Origin of the sequence: Hafnia sp. CBA7124 (assembly GCF_002355555.1) — a bacterium.
GTDB classification, from domain to species: domain Bacteria; phylum Pseudomonadota; class Gammaproteobacteria; order Enterobacterales; family Enterobacteriaceae; genus Hafnia; species Hafnia alvei.
Genome location: NZ_AP017469.1, coordinates 3,824,773 through 3,843,503, shown reverse-complemented (window position 1 = coordinate 3,843,503; position 18,731 = coordinate 3,824,773). Strand labels below are relative to the sequence as shown.

Below are 18,731 nucleotides of genomic sequence, written 5' to 3'. Positions count from 1 at the left end.
TTATCTATTGAGCGAGCGAAACAGCGGCGTTGGATTTTAGCGATTTTTATACAGGTTATAACCCAATTGCTGAGTGAAGGCAGCTGTCATTTTTTGGCCTCGCACGCTGTTACCCATGGCATCAAGCGGTGGAGAGAATGCCGCAATTCCCATCACACCCGGAACTACCGTTAAAATCCCTCCACCGACGCCGCTTTTTGCAGGCAAGCCAACGGTATAAGCCCAATCGCCAGAGCTTCCATACATTCCTTCCATGGTCATTTCAGCAAGCAGGAAAGGAATATTCGCTGCGGTTAATACTTTTTTCTGTGTCATTGGATTTATACCGCCAGCGGCAAAGGTGGCCGCCATCGTCGCAAGCTCAACGGTATTAACCAGTGTTGAGCACTGACGGGTATATACATCACAGGCCTCCATGGGATCACAATACATGGCATCGGCAGAATAAAGCAGCCATGCAATGGCTCTATTATGAAAGTTAGTGGTTTGCTCTGAGTGATTAAGTTCTTCGCACAATGAAATCGGCGCGCCGGCTAGCCGTTGCTGAATATCGAGAATACGCTCCCATCGATGTTCGCTGCTGTTTGCTTTAAGGAGGCTAACGGTAGACATAGCACCCGCGTTAACCAATGGCGATAAGGGTTTTCCGTTATGCAATTCCAACGCAATCACTGAATTAAAGGTTAGCCCCGTCGGATCGGCTCCAATTTTGTTTTGCACCTCTGCTGGTCCTACGTCTTCGAGTGCTAAGGCAAGCGAACATACTTTTGAAATAGACTCTAAAGCAAACCGGAAGTCAGAATCTCCCTGAGACAAAATATCGCCATCAACGGTGACAATAGCCATTGATGAGACGTTATTTGGGATACTTGCTAAATAAGGAATATAGTTTGCGTTTTCCCCGCCCTCGAGCAGTGAGAATTGGGAATAGGCGTTCACTAATGCATCTTGTACATTATTTAGAATCATGGTCATAAAGTTAACCCTACTGTGAAATATTTTAGTCTCTAAAGAGTAAGAAACGCCTAATGAATAATTAGGCGTTTCAGGGGGCTTTTGTTTCTGAGGAGAAATGCTAACTATTTACTATCAATTTTCTTTTCGCTGCCAACAACAAAATGATGTGTTGAACGTGCGCGTGGATGCATGAAGAAATGCCCCTCTGGCGCGTTGTGAGACTTGATAGGTACTAGGGTCGCATTGGTTGTTTTCCCTTTCTTGGTATGCAATGCATAAACGATGAAAGGTATGGACAATACAATCAGGAAACTAACAACCAACAGTTCAACGTAAACATCATTTGCCTCACCGCCTGGTAATGAACTTGGCGGGAAGAATGAAACAATGAAGGCAAGGATTGAAATTGCTAGCCCAACAACAGCAATCAGAATTTTGAAATTCTTGCCGCCAGGGATATGGAAAGCACGCTTTTTCTCAGGCTGTTTACGGATTAATTGAATATAACCCAAGAACAACATGAAATAGCTGCAGAGATATATAACCACTGTTAATGACAATGCGATTAGGAACGACATATTGCTGCCGCCACCGGTGTTCGTCAGAATAGTTAACGCAATGGTCGTAATAGCCAATTGAGAAATCACTAATGCAACAGGTACGCCGTTCTTGTTCACTTTCGCAAAGCTTTTAGGAAGTATGCCCTTTTGTGCGGTGACAAACATACCGCGTGAAGGCCCGACGATCCAAGACGCGACTTCGGCTAAAACACCCAGCATCAGCAGTGCAGCAATGATACGAGTCGCCCATTCGAAGCCGGGGCCGTAATGGGAAATTAGCACGTTGAATGTCTGGACGACACCGCTAGACAGGTTAATGTCATTATGTGGGATAACGGAAGCAACAGAAAGTCCGCCGATTGAGCTTAAGCAAATAGCGGCAATCATCAGCAGTATCATCGCAATAGGGTAATCACGACCTGGGTTTTTCATTTCGTTGACGTGCGTTGCTGACGCTTCAACGCCCATGTAGCTCAGAATGAAGGCAACAAATACAACCAAGGTTCCGATTTGTGTGAAATCAGGGAAGAAGGTCGTTGTGCTCATTTCAATCTGTAACGGTGCACCACTTGCTAAATAGCTAATGGCCAAAACAACCAGAATGAGTGCAGGTAGTAAAATACCCGCAAAGAAACCGATTTTTGCAATGCGAGCGGTGTATTTTGTGCCGCTGAACTGAGTAATCGCTAATGCCCAGAGGATAATTAATCCAGCAATGGTTTTTGTTATCGGATCTTCATTGAGCGCTGGCCATTTTAGGATGAAAGATAAAGCACCTAAAATAAAATATAGCATCGGGATAAAGCCTACTGCAATTTGCAGATACCCAAATGAGATTGCGGCAAACCCCCATCGCTCGCCGAGAGTCTTAGATACCCAAGTAAAAACGCCGCCTTCTTCCCAGCCTTCAACTGTGGCCATTTCTGCGGCACACAGGCCTACAGGAATAAACCATAAAATACCACCGAGCAGCAGAAAGAAGACTAAGCTAAATCCTGAAGTTGCAAAAGTGGGATATTCATATACAGCCATAACCATTGATGCCGTTATAGCAAAGAAGCCTAATAACGATAATTGGTTTGTCACCGGTGAGGCTTTTATATTCGCCATTGTTATTTCCTTGAAACAACAATTACCCTCTCTATTCCTTACGGAATATAGTTATGAAAGGGCAGCTGTTGTCTATTAAATATAGGGAGGCCTAGATTATATAAATCTAATAAAGTTATTGATTAAATAATCATAGGAAAAACTAATAAAATTTAACCGTGGTTAAATCCACCGGCTTCTTTTGCTGATAGAGCATGGCTCACTGGGTGTTTTTCGAAATAATCAAGTGCCCGTTTCATATCATCAATCAATAAGCTACCGAGGTCGCGGCTAACGCCATGTCGGACGAGGATGCGTTGAACCACGAGGTCTTCACGCTCAGCCGGCATGGAATAGGCTGGCACCTGCCAACCACGGCTGCGTAGTCTGTCAGCCAAATCGTACAAGGTATAGCCATTTGTTGAGGCGTTATCTTTCAGCTTCCAAGCAAGTGCAGGGATGCCTTTTTCGCAATCACCATCAAAGATCATTTCGAATGGGCCCAGTTTTTCAATTTCTTGGGCTAAGTATTGGGCCGTTGAATAACAGGCATTGTGAATTTTGGCATAGCCTTCGCGGCCTAAACGCAAGAAGTTGTAATACTGCGCAATAATTTGGCCGCCTGGGCGCGAGAAATTCAGCGCGAAGGTTGGCATGTCGCCGCCAAGATAATTAACGTTGAAAATAAGTTCTTGTGGTAGGTCAGCCGCTTCACGCCAAATCACCCAGCCAGTCCCGAGCGGAGCAAGGCCGAATTTGTGGCCGGAAGCATTAATGGATTTTACGCGAGGTAGGCGGAAATCCCATTCAAGATCGGGTGCGCAGAATGGGGCTAAGAAACCGCCACTTGCGCCATCAATGTGCATTGGGATATCCAGACCCGTTTCTTTCTGCAACTGGTCGAGGGCATCGTGAACCTGTTTTACCGGTTCATATTGGCACGTGAAAGTAACGCCGAGCGTGGGGACTACACCAATCGTATTTTCGTCGACGCGCTTCAGGACTTCTTCTGGGCTCATAATGAGGCGGTCGCCTTGCAGCGGGATTTCACGCAGTTCAACATCAAAATAACGGGCAAATTTATGCCAGCAAATCTGTACTGGGCCGCAGATTAGGTTCGGTTTATCAGTCGATAGGCCTAAGGCCGCACGCTTTTTGCGCCACTGCCACTTAAGCGCTAATCCACCCAGCATGGCGGCTTCTGATGAGCCAATAGTAGAGCAGCCTAGCGTCGTTTCAGGTGTTGGAGAGTTCCAAAGATCGGCTAGCATGTGAACACAGCGAGTTTCAATTTCGGCAGTCTGTGGATATTCATCTTTATCAATCATGTTTTTATCAATTGATAAATCCATCAGATCACGAATCTCTTCATCAACCCAGGTTTGGCAAAAGGTTGCCAAATTTTGACGAGAGTTGCCGTCTAACATTAATTCATCACGCACTGCGTTAAAAATATTACGAGGGTCATGTTCTTGAGCTGGGAATTTTGTTTTTGGTAATGAGGATGCTAACTCAATGGAAGCGTAAACATCGTCTAGTCCATCATTGCATTTCAGCGTTTGTTTATTATTCATGTATCACCTCTAAAAGATTGACGTCATATTTAAGCTAGATGCTAGATTCACTCTAGTTACATGATTAAACATTATTATTGCTCTCAGTTTTATCAACGAAGGTGTTCTTGTTTTAACCTCGAGAGTAATATTTTTAACGATGTTAGATGAGGTGGGAGAAATGAAGTCATTTTCCTACAAGTGTAGGATGCTGCCTTTGCTTTAAGTTTTATGTATACAGGTAGCCGCTATCTTACAAATGACCAGACACAGGCAGGGATTTTGTCGTAGAGTTTATTCATTGTTATTTCAGCGAGTCGATGATCGGCCGCAGAGTAGAAAATGATAAGGTCGTTTTTGCTGAGTTTATAATTATTAGCTTCAATAACTTTTTCTAGTGTGTCCTTGCATGTACAGCGGCGAAGCTGTAATAGCCAATCTTGTTTTGTTTTCTTCATGTTAATGGCGCTCAAACTTCATTTCTTTAATTATGCGGTGATTTGTATAGAGGCAATTATTTCGTGAGTTGAAATATCTTTAGTGTATATGTTTTGTTGAACATATCAACGTCAGTGTGAAGCATTTTCTATTATTTAACAATGGGCTATTCATAATGCTCTTTGTGGTATCCTTTATGTTAACCTTATGAATTAAATAGGTAATTGATGATTTTTGCATGCCATGTTCATGGTCTGAATGTAGGGCGGGTATGCACATAATACCGATAATAAAAATATATATAATCTTCACAAAATACCTTTGCGTTATTTAACAGGTTTATCATATACGTTAGCGTACAGTTCTAATGTAGTGATACGCATGTTTTGGCAACTGGTTACGATGAATTTATTTTTATTAGAGGTTAATGAAATACATTAACTTAAATCAGGTTTTTTTATAGTGTCTTGGCGTTACAGTGAATATGATAGGTATCTGAGGTGATATCGTCTATAGGGCGGGCGCTAGAAAGGCGTAGGTTGTGGATTACACTCGTCAGATAACTCATAAAGTATTAGTTGTAAATTATATTTTTTTTATCTATTTATGCCACATCTAATTAATGGTTTATAAACTTTATGTAAACAGACTGTTTTATTGATTTGAATTTATAATTTTAAAATGTATTGTTCTTTCATCAATAACTCATCATTAACTCACTGAGGTTTTTATGAAGAAATCAATTCTTATTGCCACGCTCTCTGCTGCATTGTTTATTCCCCTGAGCTCAACTTTTGCTGCTAATGTAGATATGACACCTAAAAATATGAGCTGCAAAGAATTTCTCGATCTAAATCCTAAAGCTATGGCTCCGATTGCCTTCTTTATGCTTGATGATGTCACCGACTATAAAGGCGGTGACTCTGTTTCTTTGCGTGAATCAGCCGTTATTGCTGTGCCGCCTATGGTTGAATTCTGTAAGAAAAACCAAGACAAAAAAGTCTATGAGTTTAAAAACAAATTGCAGGATTTAGTTGCGCACTAAGATTTAAATCTAATGCCAAGCGCTAAGATTTCTTACGCTTGGCGAATAATAACGTTCCTTGACTAAAATAAGGAATGTCGCTAGCACCGGTTAAAATTCATCGACTTCTTATCTCCACCTCAAAAATCTTCCTCTATACTCTTCGGTGTGCATTTTTTTTACCACTCACAGTGAACCTCATTTGTGAGCATCGCGGCGATTCTGGAGGCAGAAGTGAACCCATTACACGAAAAACTTAAGAAAAATGAATTCTTTAAAACCGGCTTCTTTGTTGCTGGTCAATGGCAGGACGCCTCGAATACCTATGAAGTCACTAACCCTGCAACAGGTGAAGTGGTAGCTAAAGTCGCCAATGCAGGGCTAAAAGAGACTCAGGCCGCGATTCGCGCAGCTAGTGAAGCATTACCTGCATGGCGTAAAACGACGGCCAAGCAACGCTCTGAAATCCTACAGAATTGGTATCATCTGATTGTTGAAAATAAGCCATTTTTAGCCGAACTGATGGTGGCAGAGCAGGGTAAGCCGCTGAAAGAAGCGTTGGGTGAGGTGGATTATGCCGCTAGTTTTATTCAGTGGTTCGCTGAAGAAGCCAAGCGTGCCAACGGTGAGATCATCCCACCGGTGAAACCGGGTTCGCGCATATGGGCGACGCGTGAACCTGTTGGGGTAGTGGCGGCGATTACGCCGTGGAACTTCCCGTTAGCGATGTTAACCCGCAAATTAGGCCCTGCTCTTGCAGCGGGCTGTACCGGTTTGATTAAACCTGCCAATGAAACTCCGCTGTGTGCCTTTGCACTGCTGGCGCTGGCGCAGAAAGCCGGTGTTCCAGATGGCGTGTTGAACGCAGTTTCGGGGGATACGCTGGCTATCAGCGACGTGATTATGGCCAGCAAAGACGTGCGTAAAATTTCGTTTACCGGCTCAACGGGCGTAGGTAAAACCTTGGTGCGTAATGCCGCTGAAACCATGAAAAAGGTGTCAATGGAGTTGGGAGGCAATGCGCCTTTCATCGTTTTTGAAGACGCTGATTTAGATGCTGCAATTAAAGGTGTGATGGCGAATAAGTTCCGCAATGCAGGTCAAGTGTGCGTCTGCATCAACCGTATTTATCTGCACGACAGCATTTACGATACGTTTGTTAGTCGTTTGGCGGATGAAATACGTAAGCTGAAAGTGGGCAACGGCATGGACGACGGCGTGAATGTTGGCCCGTTGGTCAGCGAGAAGGGCGTGGATAAAGTGGAACAACACGTCAAAGATGCCCTAGAAAACGGCGGGAAAGTGATTGTAGGTGGTCAGCGCCATGCGCTGGGCGGCAATTTCTTCCAACCAACGCTGATTGCTGAAGCTAACGAAGACATGCTGATGGCATCGGAAGAAACCTTCGGCCCGGTTGCTGCTTGCTACCGTTTCAAAACTGAAGATGAAGTGATCAAACGCGCCAACGATACGCCGTTTGGTTTAGCGGCCTATTTCTATACTCAGAATCTTTCGCGCGTGTTCCGCGTATCCGAATTATTGGAAAGCGGGATGATCGGCATTAATGAATGCTCGGTCTCAACGGAGCTCGCGCCATTTGGCGGGGTGAAAGAGTCTGGACTGGGCCGTGAGGGCTCCACGCTGGGTCTGGAAGAGTTTATGGAAGTGAAAACGTTGCACCTCGGTAACCTCTAAATCCTAACGGGCGAACTGCGTGTGTTTACGTATTTCGCCCTTATAAGACAAACTCTACGCTATTTTCCTATTTGTTCAGTCCATACCTACTGGTGTTTCCCTATTCTGCGATTATGATAAGTACGAGGCTGATTTTTCAGTTCTGCGTAATCACGTGGATCAAGCGGCCTAAAATAAAAATGTGGGTTTCATCTGTGCTTCATTTTTCGCAATTATTTTTAGTTAGATCTTTTATGTAATGGTTGGGTGAGGATGTATGGCAAAGCGTTTGTGGACAGGATTACTGATTATTCTGGCATTGAGCGGGGTGGCATTTCTTAATAGTCAGGCCGCCAGCAGCAGTAGCAGCAATGAAGAGCAATCAGCCTCGACGTCAGAAGATATTGAGCAGCTCACCAAACAGGATCGTGTTATCAGCTACTTACGCGAACATCAACGATTGCCTAGTTTTTACATCACGAAAAAACAGGCCAGAGCGGAAGGGTGGGAGCCTAGCGCGGGGAATTTATGTAGTGTGCTCCCTGGCAAAGCGATTGGCGGCGATCGTTTTTCGAATCGTGAAAAACGCCTACCCCAAAAAGCTAAGCGGGTGTGGCGAGAAGCTGATATTAATTACCGTTGTGGGCGTCGGCAGGCCGATCGGTTGATCTACTCTAATGATGGGCTGATTTACGTAACGCGAGATCACTATCGCAACTTTACTAAAATGGAGTGATCAGCATGAATAAAGTTAAGTTCGATTTTAATCATATTGCCGATCTTCCGGCATTTTACCATCAGTTTAGCCAAGCATTTTCTCTTGATAGTGAGTTTGGCAACAACCTTGATGCGCTCTGGGATGTGGTGACGGCGGGCATCAAATTACCGGTAGAAATTGAGTTCGTGAATTTTAACGGCCATAAAAAACGTCGCTTTGCCGCGCTGGTTCTGCTTTTTGAAGAAGCCGAAGAGGAGCTGGAAGGGGCATTACGTTTTAATACGGCAGAAAAAGCCCTTTAGGGCGCACGTATAACGACGTCTGCAACAGTGCACCCTTCAAGCGGTAATCCGCTGAGCTGAAAGATGCACTGGCAGGGGCGCCATTACTCGCTTTCTTCAGACAGTTCGCGCAGATATTGGAAAATCTGGCGGGCTGACTTAGGCGGCTTATTAGTCGCTTTCTCTTTCTTCGCATTGCGGATCAGCGAACGTAGCTGCTGACGATCGGCTTGTGGATAGAGATCCAAGACAACCGCAATCACGTCATCGCCTTCATCAATCAAACGGTCACGAATTTGTTCCAGTTTATGGAACAGAGCGACCTGCTGGTTGTGGCGGTTGTTGAGTTTATCTAGCGCAGTTTGGATTGGCTCTGGGTCGCGTTGACGCAGCATTTTACCAATCAGCTGTAGCTGGCGGCGGCGGCCTTCTTTTTTAATGCGCTGCGCCAGTTCAATGGCAGCACGCAGATCGACGTCCAACGGAATTTTATCCAGCGCGTTTTTGCCGAGATCAACCAGCTCTGCGCCAAGATCTTTCAAGGCTTCCGCATCGCGTTTGATCTCGCTTTTGCTGACCCAGATGATCTCGTCGTCTTCGTCTTTATCAATGTCGTTTTCGGGTACTTCGTCTAACCAGTCTTCGTCTGGATGCTTCTGCATATCTGATTCCTTAAAAAAAGACGCTAATCCTATCAGGTTGTAGCGATTGTGCGAAATTGATCTCAGTTCCTGATAAACTCAGAACTAGCTAAGCTTTAGAAACAGGCACGTTAAGGTGCCTATCATAACGGCCTACGGCGATGATTGCGCCGGTGGTTTAATCCATTTCTGATAATTATGGCAGATTGATGAAAGTAATCACTCAGGTTGCAGAACAACGCAAGACGCTGGAAAACGCGGTTGCACAGGCGTTGGAACTGGCTAAAGTCGGCGCCGATGCCGCCGAAGTGGCCGTCACCAAAACCACCGGTATCAGTATTAGCACCCGTTTTGGCGAAGTTGAAAATGTTGAATTTAACAGCGATGGTGCTTTAGGCATCACCGTTTATCACCAGCAGCGTAAAGGTAGCGCGTCGTCGACCGACCTGAGCCCTGATGCGATTGCCCGCACCGTGCAGGCCGCGCTGGATATTGCACGTTACACCTCTCCCGATCCGTTTGCTGGCCCAGCAGATAAAGAGCTGCTGGCGTTTGATGCGCCGGATCTTGATCTGTTCCACCCAGCAGAGCTGGATGCGGAGCGCGGTATTGAATTAGCAGCACGTGCTGAGCAAGCTTCTTTGCAGTTTGACCCGCGTATTACGAATACCGAAGGCGGCAGCTTTAACAGCCACTATGGCATCAAAGTTTTTGGTAACAGCCACGGTATGCTGCAAAGCTATAGCTCCAGCCGTCATTCGCTTTCTAGTTGCGTAATTGCCGAGCATGAAGGTGATATGGAACGCGATTATGCATACACCATTGCGCGTGATATCAACGAGCTGAAAACGCCGGAATGGGTTGGTGAAGAGTGCGCTCGCCGTACGCTTTCACGTTTAGCGCCGCGTCGCCTGCCGACTATGGAAGCGCCGATCATGTTTGCAGCGGAAGTGGCTACGGGGCTATTTGGTCATCTCGTGGGCGCGATTAGCGGCAGCAGCGTTTATCGCAAATCAACTTTCTTACTCGATAGCCTTGGTAAGCAGATTTTGCCTGAATGGCTGACCATCAATGAACAGCCGCATCTGCTGAAAGGAATGGCCTCAACGCCGTTTGACAGCGAAGGTGTGCGCACCGTGGAACGTAACATTGTCGAAAATGGTGTGTTACAGACTTGGCTGATGACCAGCTATTCAGCGCGTAAGCTGGGTATGCAAAGCACCGGACACGCGGGTGGTATTCATAACTGGCGTATTGCGGGCCAAGGTTTGGGCTTTGAGGATATGCTGAAGAAAATGGGCACCGGCTTCTTAGTGACAGAGCTGATGGGGCAAGGCGTGAGCGGCGTAACCGGTGATTATTCTCGCGGAGCGGCGGGTTTCTGGGTTGAGAATGGTGAAATTCAGTACCCAGTCAGCGAAGTGACGATTGCCGGTAACCTGAAAGACATGTGGTCGAACCTAGTCACCATGGGCGATGACATCGAACTACGCAGCAATATCCAGTGCGGCTCGGCGCTGCTGGAAGCGATGAAGATCGCGGGGGAATAGACCCCACCCTAACCCTCCCCTTTGCAGGGGAGGGGACTGTTCTGTGTAGTCTGTAAGAATCACGATCGGCTCCTCCCCCTGCGAAGGGGGAGGTTGGGAGGGGGTCAGTCATCCGCAGAGATGTTGATACCCCGTCAATAAACGTAAATTCCTCTTTCATATCTTGCACATCCCGCCCCTACTCTCTATGTTGATAAACGTGAGCAAATGTTATCAATACGTAAGGATAAAATAAGATGCGTAAAACATTACTGGTATTGGCAAGTGCGGCAATGTTGATGGGGAGTTCTTTAGCCTATGCAGCTGGAGAAGATGTGGGTGATGCTATGGATACCATCGCCAGCAACTATAAAACCGCGTTAAAGACGGATAACCCGCAAGAGTTTAAGAAAGCGCTGGAAGGTATGAAGGCAGGGGCTCAAGAGGCACAAAAAGGCACTCCGCCTAAGCTGGAAAAAGAGCCTGCTGATGGCGCGAAAATGACTGATTTTCGCCATGGGTTAGATATTCTCATTGGGCAAATCAACGATGCTGAGAAACTCGCTGATGCTGGCCAGTTTGAGCAGGCTAAAGCTGCCGCTGAGAAATTTAAAGATACGCGAAACGCTTACCATAAGAAGTACAAGTAATAATGGCGCGAGGGATGCGTTGGGACAGTGTAGTGCGCGTCACGCATTGGGGCGTCGCGTTGGGCTTTTTGCTTAACCGCCTGCATGTCACCAAGCCGGGCAGCGATTGGCATCAGGGAATTGGGCTTGTCGTGGCAGGTCTGGTGATCCTGCGCTTGCTGTGGGGGCTGACGTTCGCTAAAGGCCCCGCGCGTTTGTCTGCGATTGTTCCAACGCCTTCATCTCTGAAGAACCATTTTCGCGAGTTGAAAACGCGAACTTCCCCATCCGAGCTACACCATAATCCGCTAGGTGCTATTGGGATTTGGCTGTTCTGGATCTTGTTGCCGCTAGTTGCCCTCACCGGCTGGGCACAAGATACGGATTTCATCGATCTCTATCCGGTCGATGATTGGCATTATTGGTTAGTGAACGCGGTCACGGCGCTGGTTTGTGTACATATTGTGGCGGTGATTGTGATGTCGATTTGGCTGCGTAAGGACTTGGTGCGCGCCATGTTGCCGGGTAAGCGGTAATCGATTTGGTAAACGTCCAACCCTCTCTTCGCGTGAGGAGAGGATTGGCGTTGCGCGACGATTAAAGTTTCACGCTGTTAATCGAGTATTTAAATGTGTCTGGTTTCAAACTATCCAGTTTTTTATCCCCGACCTGTGCCTGTGGATACATCAGGTAGGCCGCCTGATCTTGGGTGCCTGGCAGTTTGAGGTCATGGGCATGGTTATAGGCCATCCAGTTCATCTCCCAACCGCCAAACATCCAGTCGTTGGCTTTTTGTACCTTTGGATCGCTAAACGGTAGTCCACCGGCTTGCTCTTCCAGCATCACTTTACGCACATCCGCCGGATCGACCGGGATCCAACCATAACCTTCCATATAAAACTCGGCGCGGCAGTGCTGAGCTTTGGTGATGTCGCCATCTTTGCCTAGGCTGTTAAAGCCCATGTCTGACTTGCCCAAACGCACGCCGTAGGCATCGCGAGCTGGAATCCCAACCGAGCGTGCTAGCGCCACAAACAGCGCATTGATGTCGGCACATTTGCCAGACAGGTTGCCGCTGTCGAGCATTTGCTTAACGTTGCCGTCGCCGCAGCCCAGCGTTTTGGGATCTCGTTGGGTATTGGCCACCACCCAGTCATAGATCATTTTGGCGCGATCGATGTTGTTTTCGCCGCGTCCTTGAATGATTTTATTGGCTGTTTTAGCCACGATGCCGTCGGTTGGTAAATAGCGCGTTGGCTGCAAATAGAGCGCCATTTCTTCTGCTGTTAACTTGATGGGATTGGCTGGAGGCGTTTTAAGGTCGATATGGCGATTGCGAGTGCTCACGCTTTGCGTCATGGTCACGCTATGCTGGTTGGCTGTGGTAGGCCAAGTGACATGCAGTACTAGGCTGTTGTACGGCTTTATCAGCATCAGCTTGGCCTTGCCATCGTCTGACACCTTCCAGTGTGGCGTTTGAGCGCGTTGATAGTCGCCTAAGCGGGTAGCGGGCAATGGCAGCCACAGCTGCACCGCTTCGTTGGTTGCTGGAATATCAACCTGTGTTGTGACGCGATAATGGTTCCAGTCTTTGGTTTCATTTGCTGCGTTAGCGTGGCTAACGCCCATAAGGGCCGAGGCAATGAAAGGAACGGCAGCGCTGAGGCGGAGAAAACGACGTCTGTTCATGAATTTCCCAAGTTGATGTTGTAGGAAAAGGAAGCCAGCGAGTTCGATGTGGCTTCCCTATTTTCATCCGCCGTTTCTGTTTGCCTGAAGCCAACCGCTAACCCAGCGAGGTGAGAGAGATATTTTACCCGTTAAATATGATTACGGATGGTGATGATTAACGATGATATTCACCGGCCGCTTCTGGCTGATACTGTAATTCCAAGACTTCGATATGGGTTTTCTGGCCGTTCGGCAGTTCCCATGTAATAGCATCGCCCACGCGTAAGCCGAGTAATGCTGCGCCGATAGGTGCCATGACCGACAGCTGAGTTGCGCTGTCTTTCAGGCTGGCAGGATAAACCAGCGTGCGCACGTGTTCTTCTTTGGAAGAGAGGTCGCGGAATTTAACCCGGCTGTTCATGGTCACCACGTCAGCTGGCATGTTTGCAGGGCTGAGCATTTCAGCGCGATCAAGCTCATTGTTTAATGCTTCAGCGACCGGCAGGCTGGCGAAAGCGGGCTGCTCGAGCAGCGTGTCTAAGCGGGCAGCATCGAGTTCGTTCAGAATAATGGCTGGTCGTGACATAGTTCTCTCCATGTAAGGTAGACAGGAGGCTCTCCTGTTCTTGTTGTCTTGTGTCAAAAGAAAACCCTCGCGCCCGTAAGCGCAAGGGTTCAGAGTTATTCAGATTTCTATAACGTGATAATAGATAGCTTGCCAGATTTTTAAAAGTGAGCTGTATCACGAATCGGACAGTCTATATCCGACTCTTTGATAGTATCAAAATCTATCCGGGTTTATAACCTCTCAACTGTTTTTTCCTGATAAATCAGGGAATAAAATATTTTCCACTGTCGAACTTTAAACGAAATTTGAACTGGAAATGGTTTTTGGCATTAATTTCCAGTTTGAATTGGAAAAAGACCCTCTGCTCACTTTTATTTATCCGCTGTAGGGTACAAACATCAACAGAGATAATGCTCCGGTTGAAATGAATAATAGGGGAGAGAAGGCGTGGCAGAACAACAACTCTCAGTGGATGAGAAAATAGTAAAATCAGAAACGAATACGACGCTTGAAAAAGTTGTCGACCTGCTTACGGATAAAGGCATTTATCCTAATGATGTGCAAAAGCAGATGTTATTTTCGCACGTCAAAGCCATGGTGTTACGTTCTCATACGGGTGAAGCATTACCTGAAGTTGATATTTCTCTCTTCGATGAAATTTCACCTTTATCGCTAAATTTAGCAGAGCAGGTTGTTAGCTGGTTTAATAATCTGGCCTATGAAGAAGCGCATTTATTATCTGTCCACTTTGAAGTGGCTAAAGAAAACGAATTAAGTTGTGTAACGGGAGAATAATCATGACTGCAATTAAGGTGGTAATTGGTGATCGTCTGGGTAAAGGTCAGAAAGTTGGACAGGGTGTCGAAGCTGCTGGCGGTGTTGCGGTTGTCATCCCAGGGGTTGCGGCTGATATGAAGCTGGGCGACGTGATGAAGAAAGAAGAAGCGAACCTGGGGATCTCTTTCTGCGGCAGCGGCGGCGCTGGTGCAATTACGGCTCAAACTAAGCATGGCTATAAAGCAAAATACGGTATGCGTTCAGTTGAAGAAGGTGTAACCGCAATTAATGAAGGCTACAACGTGCTGGGTTTTGGCTTTATGGATAAAGAAGAGTTAGGCCAGAGATTAGTTGAAGCGTATGCCAAAAAATACGGTTGCTAATTTATGAAAGAAAATATCACGACGACGGTAACCGTCAGTGGTAAAAGTGATACCAAGCAAAAAGCTTTTGCCGCCGCTTTAAGTAGCGTTCAGGGTGCATTACTGCGGGAGTCCAAAAAAGTATTCCTGAGAATTGAACCAGTCGATATTAAAGTTATAAAGGCAGAAGAGAAAATAACGACCGAAAAGTTTCTTTTCTTTTTCTTGCCAAGAAAGAAATACCTCTATTCTGTAACCATCGACGTTACGGTGAATATGACGACGGTCGATACCGATAAAATTGATTTTAAATTAATGCCCTAAATACTTGGCCCCGTGCCAAATATAATAGGGGTATAACCACTCCAGTGTATTATCACAATAGGAGAATATTAATTATTTAATGTTCTCCTGTACTCCATCCTTTTCAGCATACATGCCAAAAGCGGCAGTTTGAAAGGTGAAGGGTATATAACATTATAAGGAATATGCTGATGTTTCTAATTATCCTCCTGAAGTCGATTATTATCGGCGGATTGGTTGGCGTGGGGGTTGGCGCAGGGGCTGCGCGAATGTTTCATGCTCCCACGGTTCAGGGTATGGGGGCGTTCCGTACGTTAGGTGAGTTGAACTCCTGCGAGGGCGATCCGGCTTCGCATTTCTCTTTTGGCTTGGGCTTCTTCTTTAACGCCTGGGCATCTTCCGTTGCCGCCGGTGCATTCACGCAGGACGTCGATCACCGCATCATCCCTAACTGGGGTGCTGCCGTATTGCTGATGAAAAACCGCGACTTAGCCACCACCATGCATGACCCTAAAAAGATGGCGATTGCCTGCGGCATCATCGGTGTGATTGTGGTTGCCTTCCTGAACTCAACGGCTTCAGCGGTACCTGCCGCGCTGCAAATTACCGCCGTTAAAGTGTTGGTGCCTGCGGCGAATCTGCTGGTGAATACCGTGATGCCAGTAATTTTCTGGTTAGCCGCCATTGATGCAGGACGTCGCTCTGGCTTCTGGGCCACGATTTTCGGTGGTTTGGCGCAGCTTATCATGGGGAACGCCGTACCAGGTTTGGTATTGGGCATCCTGATTGGTAAAGGCGTGGAAGAGAGCGGTTGGAACAAGGTCACTAAGATCATGATGGCGGTTATCGTGCTGCTGTTCGTGCTGAGCGGGTTCTTCCGTGGCTTCGACATGAAAATGCTGGAGTCCTTCCATCTTGGTGTGCCGTTCTGGTTAGACCAAATCCACAACACCCTTAGCGGCAAATAATCAGGCGGAGTACAGATAATGGACGAGAAATTAAAGAATAACTTCTGGTACGCCGACTGGTCATTCCCGATCTTTGTTGGCTTGCTCTCTGCCGGTGTGTTCGCCGGTACACATATGTACTACCTGTATGGCATCGGCGCATTTAACGAAGTGGCGTTTGTTTCTATGCTGCGTGCGGGTATCGATACGGGTTCTTACGGTGCGGTCGCGGCATTCGGGGCGAGCTTCCTGTTTGCCCGTATTATCGAAGGTTCTCTGGTGGGGATTCTGGATATCGGCGGCGCTATCCAAACCGGCGTTGGTTTGGGGGTTCCTGCATTGCTACTCGGGGCCGGCTTTGCTTATCCGGTAGAGAACTTTGGTGCTTCGCTGGCAACTGGCTTGGCCATTGGTTTAGCGATTGGCTACCTGATTATTTTGGCACGAAAATTTACCATCAATCAGAGCAACTCCACCTACGGTGCTGACGTCATGATGGGCGCGGGGAATGCTTCCGGTCGCTTTTTGGGGCCGTTGATTATTCTGTCTGCGATTACCGCGTCCATTCCTATCGGTATCGGCTCACTGATTGGCGCTCTGCTGTTCTATCTCTGGCAGAAACCGATCACCGGTGGTGCAATTCTGGGTGCCATGATTTTTGGCTCAATTTTCCCAGTCGCGATTTAACTATTTAAATCTCCTCAATGCCCGCGCCATGGCGCGGGACACTCTTCACCTGAACTAAGAAGTAAGAAGGTGTGCGATGTACGATTTAATCATTAAACAGGGAAAATGTGCTGACGGCAGCGTGATGGATATTGCTGTCAAAGAGGGAAAAATTGCGGCGTTAGGCTCGCTGGAACATAACGCGACGGCGGCTAAAACACTCGATCTGCAAGGCAGATATTTCCTCAGCGCAGGCTGGATTGATTCCCATACCCACTGTTATCCCTCCTCTCCCATTTATAACGATGAGCCCGATCTGGTGGGTGTTTCCAGCGGCGTGACCTCCGTTGTTGATGCGGGAAGCACCGGCGCTGATGACATCGATGAGTTTTATCGCCTAACCCGTAGTGCTAAAACCAACGTGTTTGCCTTTCTGAACATCTCTCGCATTGGTCTGTTGCGCCAAAATGAGCTGGGAGATATGAATGATATTGATGATGCGCTGGCGCATAAGGCAATTCGGGCGCATCAAGGCTTTGTGGTCGGTATTAAGGCGCGAATGAGCAGCAGCGTAGTACAGCAAAACGGGATCCAACCACTGGTTCGCGCCAAAGAAATTCAGGCCAACAACGGCGGTTTACCGCTGATGGTGCACATTGGTAACAATCCACCCAACCTCGATGACATTGCCGATTTACTCACTCAGGGTGACATCATTACCCATTGCTATAACGGTAAACCGAACCGCATTCTGACCCCAGAAGGGGAGTTACGCAGCGCCGTGAAGCGCGCGTTGGATCGCGGTGTTTTACTCGATGTTGGGCACGGTAGCGCCAGCTTTAGTTTTGATGTGGCTGAAGTGGCTATCGCGCAGGGGATTTATCCGCACACCATTAGCTCTGATATCTACTGTAAAAATCGTATTAAGGGGCCGGTTTATAGCCTGGCCTACGTGATGTCTAAATTCCTGCTGGTGGGACTCTCGTTGCCACACATCATTAACTGCGTCACCGCCAATGCCGCACAGGCGCTGCGTTTGCCAAATAAAGGCCGCTTAGCCGTGGGCTGCGACGCTGACTTTACGATTTTTGATGTGGTTGAACAGGCGCAGGTTTTTGCAGACTCAGAACAACAAAGCAGGAGCGGGCAAACCCTAATCCTGCCGCTGGCCGCCGTTGTGGCAGGGCAGCCAATGCTTACTCAGGATGGAGAATCCAGAAATGTCTTCTAATCAGTCTATCTACCAGAAATATAACCTGAAAACGGTGATCAATACTTCAGGCCGTATGACCATTTTGGGCGTGTCGACGCCGCGCGAAGACGTGGTCGAAGCCGTCAATTTTGGCCTGAATCACTATTTTGAAGTCAAAGATTTGGTGAATAAAACCGGTCGCTATATTGCTGATTTGCTTGGCGTGGAAGATGCGGTGGTGGTGTCTTGCGCTTCTGCGGGGATCGCTCAGTCGGTGGCTGCGGTAATCGTTAAAGATAATCTGTATCGTTTGGAAAACCTGCATGCGCATCCGCATGATGTACCCAGCGAGATCGTGGTGCCAAAAGGCCATAACGTGAACTTTGGTGCGCCGGTGGGCACCATGGTGCAATTGGGCGGTGGTACGCTGCGCGAGGCGGGATATGCCAATGAATGCTCTCCAGCACAGCTGGCTGCGGCGATTACGCCCAATACGGCCGCTATTCTGTATATCAAATCCCATCACTGTGTGCAGAAAAGCATGCTGAATGTGGCACAGGCCGCTGAAGTCGCGAAAGCTCACCAGCTACCGCTTATTGTTGATGCGGCGGCGGAAGAGGATTTGCAGTGCTATTACCATATGGGTGCCGATCTGGTGATTTATAGCGGTGCTAAGGCGATTGAAGGCCCAACCAGTGGTTTGGTGATCGGTAAGCAGCAGTATGTTGAGTGGGTGAAGCTGCAGTCCAATGGGATTGGGCGTGCGATGAAAGTGGGTAAAGAGGGCATTCTTGGCCTGACTCAGGCCATCGCCAGCTATATGACGCTTGAAAAAGAGAGCGGCCAGCAGATGGTCGAAAAAATGACGGCGTTTATCGAGAATCTGAACTCACTTAACGGCGTACAGGCCAAAGTCGTTTGGGACAGCGCCGGTCGCGATATTGCGCGCACTGAAATCGCGTTCGATCATGCGGCGCTGGGGATCAGCACGCAGGAGATCGTTGACCGTTTGAAGAACGGCGATCCCGCGATTTATTTCCGTGGCTATAAGGCTAACGAAGGAAAAATCGAAGTGGATGTGCGTAGCGTTAGCGCCGAGCAGCTGCATACCGTTTACCAGTGTATTAAAGCATTGTTCTAATTAAGGGAGTT

The 18,731-nt window shown here is 47.5% G+C and carries 21 protein-coding genes; 14 read left to right on the top strand and 7 right to left on the bottom strand.

Annotated elements, in window-relative coordinates:
• Window positions 1–36: 36 nt before the first annotated feature.
• From glsA to hha, 4 genes are all read right to left on the bottom strand, one after another.
• Complete coding sequence (gene glsA / locus CPY98_RS17590; RefSeq protein WP_096388512.1) at window positions 37–975, bottom strand: glutaminase A; 939 nt, start codon at window positions 973–975, stop codon at window positions 37–39.
• A 104-nt stretch (window positions 976–1,079) separates the two neighbouring features.
• Window positions 1,080–2,627, bottom strand: coding sequence for a glutamate:gamma-aminobutyrate antiporter (gadC, locus tag CPY98_RS17585; RefSeq protein ID WP_096388511.1), 1,548 nt, complete (start codon window positions 2,625–2,627; stop codon window positions 1,080–1,082).
• 152 nt (window positions 2,628–2,779) lie between these two features.
• Window positions 2,780–4,180 (bottom strand): glutamate decarboxylase, encoded by a 1,401-nt coding sequence (locus CPY98_RS17580; RefSeq protein WP_025801098.1) that lies wholly within the window; start codon window positions 4,178–4,180, stop codon window positions 2,780–2,782.
• 227 nt (window positions 4,181–4,407) lie between these two features.
• Window positions 4,408–4,617: a hemolysin expression modulator Hha gene (gene hha / locus CPY98_RS17575; protein WP_025801099.1), complete on the bottom strand. Its 210-nt coding sequence runs from the start codon at window positions 4,615–4,617 to the stop codon at window positions 4,408–4,410.
• 710 nt (window positions 4,618–5,327) lie between these two features.
• On the opposite strand from hha, the gene CPY98_RS17570 reads away from it, so the two are divergent.
• The 4 genes from CPY98_RS17570 to CPY98_RS17555 all read left to right on the top strand — a co-directional run bounded on the left by CPY98_RS17570 (window position 5,328) and on the right by CPY98_RS17555 (window position 8,315).
• Window positions 5,328–5,642 carry an HdeA/HdeB family chaperone gene (locus CPY98_RS17570; protein WP_025801100.1) on the top strand — a complete coding sequence of 105 codons (315 nt, stop codon included), beginning with the start codon at window positions 5,328–5,330 and terminating at the stop codon, window positions 5,640–5,642.
• A gap of 213 nt (window positions 5,643–5,855) precedes the next feature.
• The gene (locus CPY98_RS17565) at window positions 5,856–7,316 is read left to right on the top strand and encodes an NAD-dependent succinate-semialdehyde dehydrogenase (protein WP_227743349.1); all 1,461 of its coding nucleotides are present in this window, start codon (window positions 5,856–5,858) and stop codon (window positions 7,314–7,316) included.
• Window positions 7,317–7,572: 256 nt separating this feature from the next.
• Window positions 7,573–8,031 carry a ribonuclease domain-containing protein gene (locus tag CPY98_RS17560; RefSeq protein WP_046448664.1) on the top strand — a complete coding sequence of 153 codons (459 nt, stop codon included), beginning with the start codon at window positions 7,573–7,575 and terminating at the stop codon, window positions 8,029–8,031.
• Between the two features lie 5 nt (window positions 8,032–8,036).
• On the top strand, window positions 8,037–8,315 hold the full coding sequence (locus CPY98_RS17555; protein WP_043489253.1) for a barstar family protein: 279 nt from the start codon (window positions 8,037–8,039) through the stop codon (window positions 8,313–8,315).
• Window positions 8,316–8,398: 83 nt separating this feature from the next.
• Here CPY98_RS17555 and yjgA read toward each other — a convergent pair whose 3' ends face one another.
• Window positions 8,399–8,956, bottom strand: coding sequence for a ribosome biogenesis factor YjgA (yjgA, locus tag CPY98_RS17550; RefSeq protein WP_025801104.1), 558 nt, complete (start codon window positions 8,954–8,956; stop codon window positions 8,399–8,401).
• A gap of 188 nt (window positions 8,957–9,144) precedes the next feature.
• On the opposite strand from yjgA, the gene pmbA reads away from it, so the two are divergent.
• From pmbA to CPY98_RS17535, 3 genes are all read left to right on the top strand, one after another.
• Window positions 9,145–10,485, top strand: coding sequence for a metalloprotease PmbA (gene pmbA, locus CPY98_RS17545; RefSeq protein WP_025801105.1), 1,341 nt, complete (start codon window positions 9,145–9,147; stop codon window positions 10,483–10,485).
• A gap of 236 nt (window positions 10,486–10,721) precedes the next feature.
• The gene (gene cybC, locus CPY98_RS17540) at window positions 10,722–11,114 is read left to right on the top strand and encodes a cytochrome b562 (protein WP_025801106.1); all 393 of its coding nucleotides are present in this window, start codon (window positions 10,722–10,724) and stop codon (window positions 11,112–11,114) included.
• Between the two features lie 14 nt (window positions 11,115–11,128).
• Window positions 11,129–11,629: a cytochrome b/b6 domain-containing protein gene (locus CPY98_RS17535; RefSeq protein ID WP_226930203.1), complete on the top strand. Its 501-nt coding sequence runs from the start codon at window positions 11,129–11,131 to the stop codon at window positions 11,627–11,629.
• Between the two features lie 61 nt (window positions 11,630–11,690).
• Here CPY98_RS17535 and CPY98_RS17530 read toward each other — a convergent pair whose 3' ends face one another.
• Window positions 11,691–12,782: a transglutaminase-like domain-containing protein gene (locus CPY98_RS17530; RefSeq protein WP_096388508.1), complete on the bottom strand. Its 1,092-nt coding sequence runs from the start codon at window positions 12,780–12,782 to the stop codon at window positions 11,691–11,693.
• A gap of 157 nt (window positions 12,783–12,939) precedes the next feature.
• Window positions 12,940–13,350 carry a nucleoside diphosphate kinase regulator gene (rnk, locus tag CPY98_RS17525; protein ID WP_025801109.1) on the bottom strand — a complete coding sequence of 137 codons (411 nt, stop codon included), beginning with the start codon at window positions 13,348–13,350 and terminating at the stop codon, window positions 12,940–12,942.
• A gap of 429 nt (window positions 13,351–13,779) precedes the next feature.
• Here rnk and CPY98_RS17520 point away from each other — a divergent pair, with 429 nt between their 5' ends.
• The 7 genes from CPY98_RS17520 to CPY98_RS17490 all read left to right on the top strand — a co-directional run bounded on the left by CPY98_RS17520 (window position 13,780) and on the right by CPY98_RS17490 (window position 18,720).
• Window positions 13,780–14,127, top strand: a complete 348-nt coding sequence (locus CPY98_RS17520; protein ID WP_096388507.1) for a transcriptional regulator — start codon at window positions 13,780–13,782, stop codon at window positions 14,125–14,127.
• Between the two features lie 2 nt (window positions 14,128–14,129).
• On the top strand, window positions 14,130–14,492 hold the full coding sequence (locus tag CPY98_RS17515) for a glycine-rich SFCGS family protein (RefSeq protein ID WP_040047142.1): 363 nt from the start codon (window positions 14,130–14,132) through the stop codon (window positions 14,490–14,492).
• A gap of 3 nt (window positions 14,493–14,495) precedes the next feature.
• On the top strand, window positions 14,496–14,795 hold the full coding sequence (locus CPY98_RS17510) for a DUF4312 family protein (protein WP_025801112.1): 300 nt from the start codon (window positions 14,496–14,498) through the stop codon (window positions 14,793–14,795).
• Between the two features lie 170 nt (window positions 14,796–14,965).
• Window positions 14,966–15,742, top strand: coding sequence for a DUF4311 domain-containing protein (locus CPY98_RS17505; protein WP_025801113.1), 777 nt, complete (start codon window positions 14,966–14,968; stop codon window positions 15,740–15,742).
• 18 nt (window positions 15,743–15,760) lie between these two features.
• Complete coding sequence (locus tag CPY98_RS17500) at window positions 15,761–16,408, top strand: DUF4310 family protein (RefSeq protein ID WP_025801114.1); 648 nt, start codon at window positions 15,761–15,763, stop codon at window positions 16,406–16,408.
• A gap of 76 nt (window positions 16,409–16,484) precedes the next feature.
• On the top strand, window positions 16,485–17,618 hold the full coding sequence (locus CPY98_RS17495; RefSeq protein WP_096388506.1) for an amidohydrolase/deacetylase family metallohydrolase: 1,134 nt from the start codon (window positions 16,485–16,487) through the stop codon (window positions 17,616–17,618).
• Window positions 17,608–18,720 carry a DgaE family pyridoxal phosphate-dependent ammonia lyase gene (locus CPY98_RS17490; RefSeq protein WP_038502481.1) on the top strand — a complete coding sequence of 371 codons (1,113 nt, stop codon included), beginning with the start codon at window positions 17,608–17,610 and terminating at the stop codon, window positions 18,718–18,720. The genes CPY98_RS17495 and CPY98_RS17490 overlap by 11 nt, the downstream gene beginning before the upstream one ends.
• Window positions 18,721–18,731: the final 11 nt, after the last annotated feature.

Bases quoted from the DNA above. Each gene is read 5' to 3' on its own strand.
- glsA (WP_096388512.1), bottom strand. From the start codon at position 975: ATGACCATGATTCTAAATAATGTACAAGATGCATTAGTGAACGCCTAT.
- gadC (WP_096388511.1), bottom strand. From the start codon at position 2,627: ATGGCGAATATAAAAGCCTCACCGGTGACAAACCAATTATCGTTATTA.
- CPY98_RS17580 (WP_025801098.1), bottom strand. From the start codon at position 4,180: ATGAATAATAAACAAACGCTGAAATGCAATGATGGACTAGACGATGTT.
- hha (WP_025801099.1), bottom strand. From the start codon at position 4,617: ATGAAGAAAACAAAACAAGATTGGCTATTACAGCTTCGCCGCTGTACA.
- CPY98_RS17570 (WP_025801100.1), top strand. From the start codon at position 5,328: ATGAAGAAATCAATTCTTATTGCCACGCTCTCTGCTGCATTGTTTATT.
- CPY98_RS17560 (WP_046448664.1), top strand. From the start codon at position 7,573: ATGGCAAAGCGTTTGTGGACAGGATTACTGATTATTCTGGCATTGAGC.
- CPY98_RS17555 (WP_043489253.1), top strand. From the start codon at position 8,037: ATGAATAAAGTTAAGTTCGATTTTAATCATATTGCCGATCTTCCGGCA.
- yjgA (WP_025801104.1), bottom strand. From the start codon at position 8,956: ATGCAGAAGCATCCAGACGAAGACTGGTTAGACGAAGTACCCGAAAAC.
- pmbA (WP_025801105.1), top strand. From the start codon at position 9,145: ATGAAAGTAATCACTCAGGTTGCAGAACAACGCAAGACGCTGGAAAAC.
- cybC (WP_025801106.1), top strand. From the start codon at position 10,722: ATGCGTAAAACATTACTGGTATTGGCAAGTGCGGCAATGTTGATGGGG.
- CPY98_RS17535 (WP_226930203.1), top strand. From the start codon at position 11,129: ATGCGTTGGGACAGTGTAGTGCGCGTCACGCATTGGGGCGTCGCGTTG.
- CPY98_RS17530 (WP_096388508.1), bottom strand. From the start codon at position 12,782: ATGAACAGACGTCGTTTTCTCCGCCTCAGCGCTGCCGTTCCTTTCATT.
- rnk (WP_025801109.1), bottom strand. From the start codon at position 13,350: ATGTCACGACCAGCCATTATTCTGAACGAACTCGATGCTGCCCGCTTA.
- CPY98_RS17515 (WP_040047142.1), top strand. From the start codon at position 14,130: ATGACTGCAATTAAGGTGGTAATTGGTGATCGTCTGGGTAAAGGTCAG.
- CPY98_RS17510 (WP_025801112.1), top strand. From the start codon at position 14,496: ATGAAAGAAAATATCACGACGACGGTAACCGTCAGTGGTAAAAGTGAT.
- CPY98_RS17505 (WP_025801113.1), top strand. From the start codon at position 14,966: ATGTTTCTAATTATCCTCCTGAAGTCGATTATTATCGGCGGATTGGTT.
- CPY98_RS17500 (WP_025801114.1), top strand. From the start codon at position 15,761: ATGGACGAGAAATTAAAGAATAACTTCTGGTACGCCGACTGGTCATTC.
- CPY98_RS17495 (WP_096388506.1), top strand. From the start codon at position 16,485: ATGTACGATTTAATCATTAAACAGGGAAAATGTGCTGACGGCAGCGTG.
- CPY98_RS17490 (WP_038502481.1), top strand. From the start codon at position 17,608: ATGTCTTCTAATCAGTCTATCTACCAGAAATATAACCTGAAAACGGTG.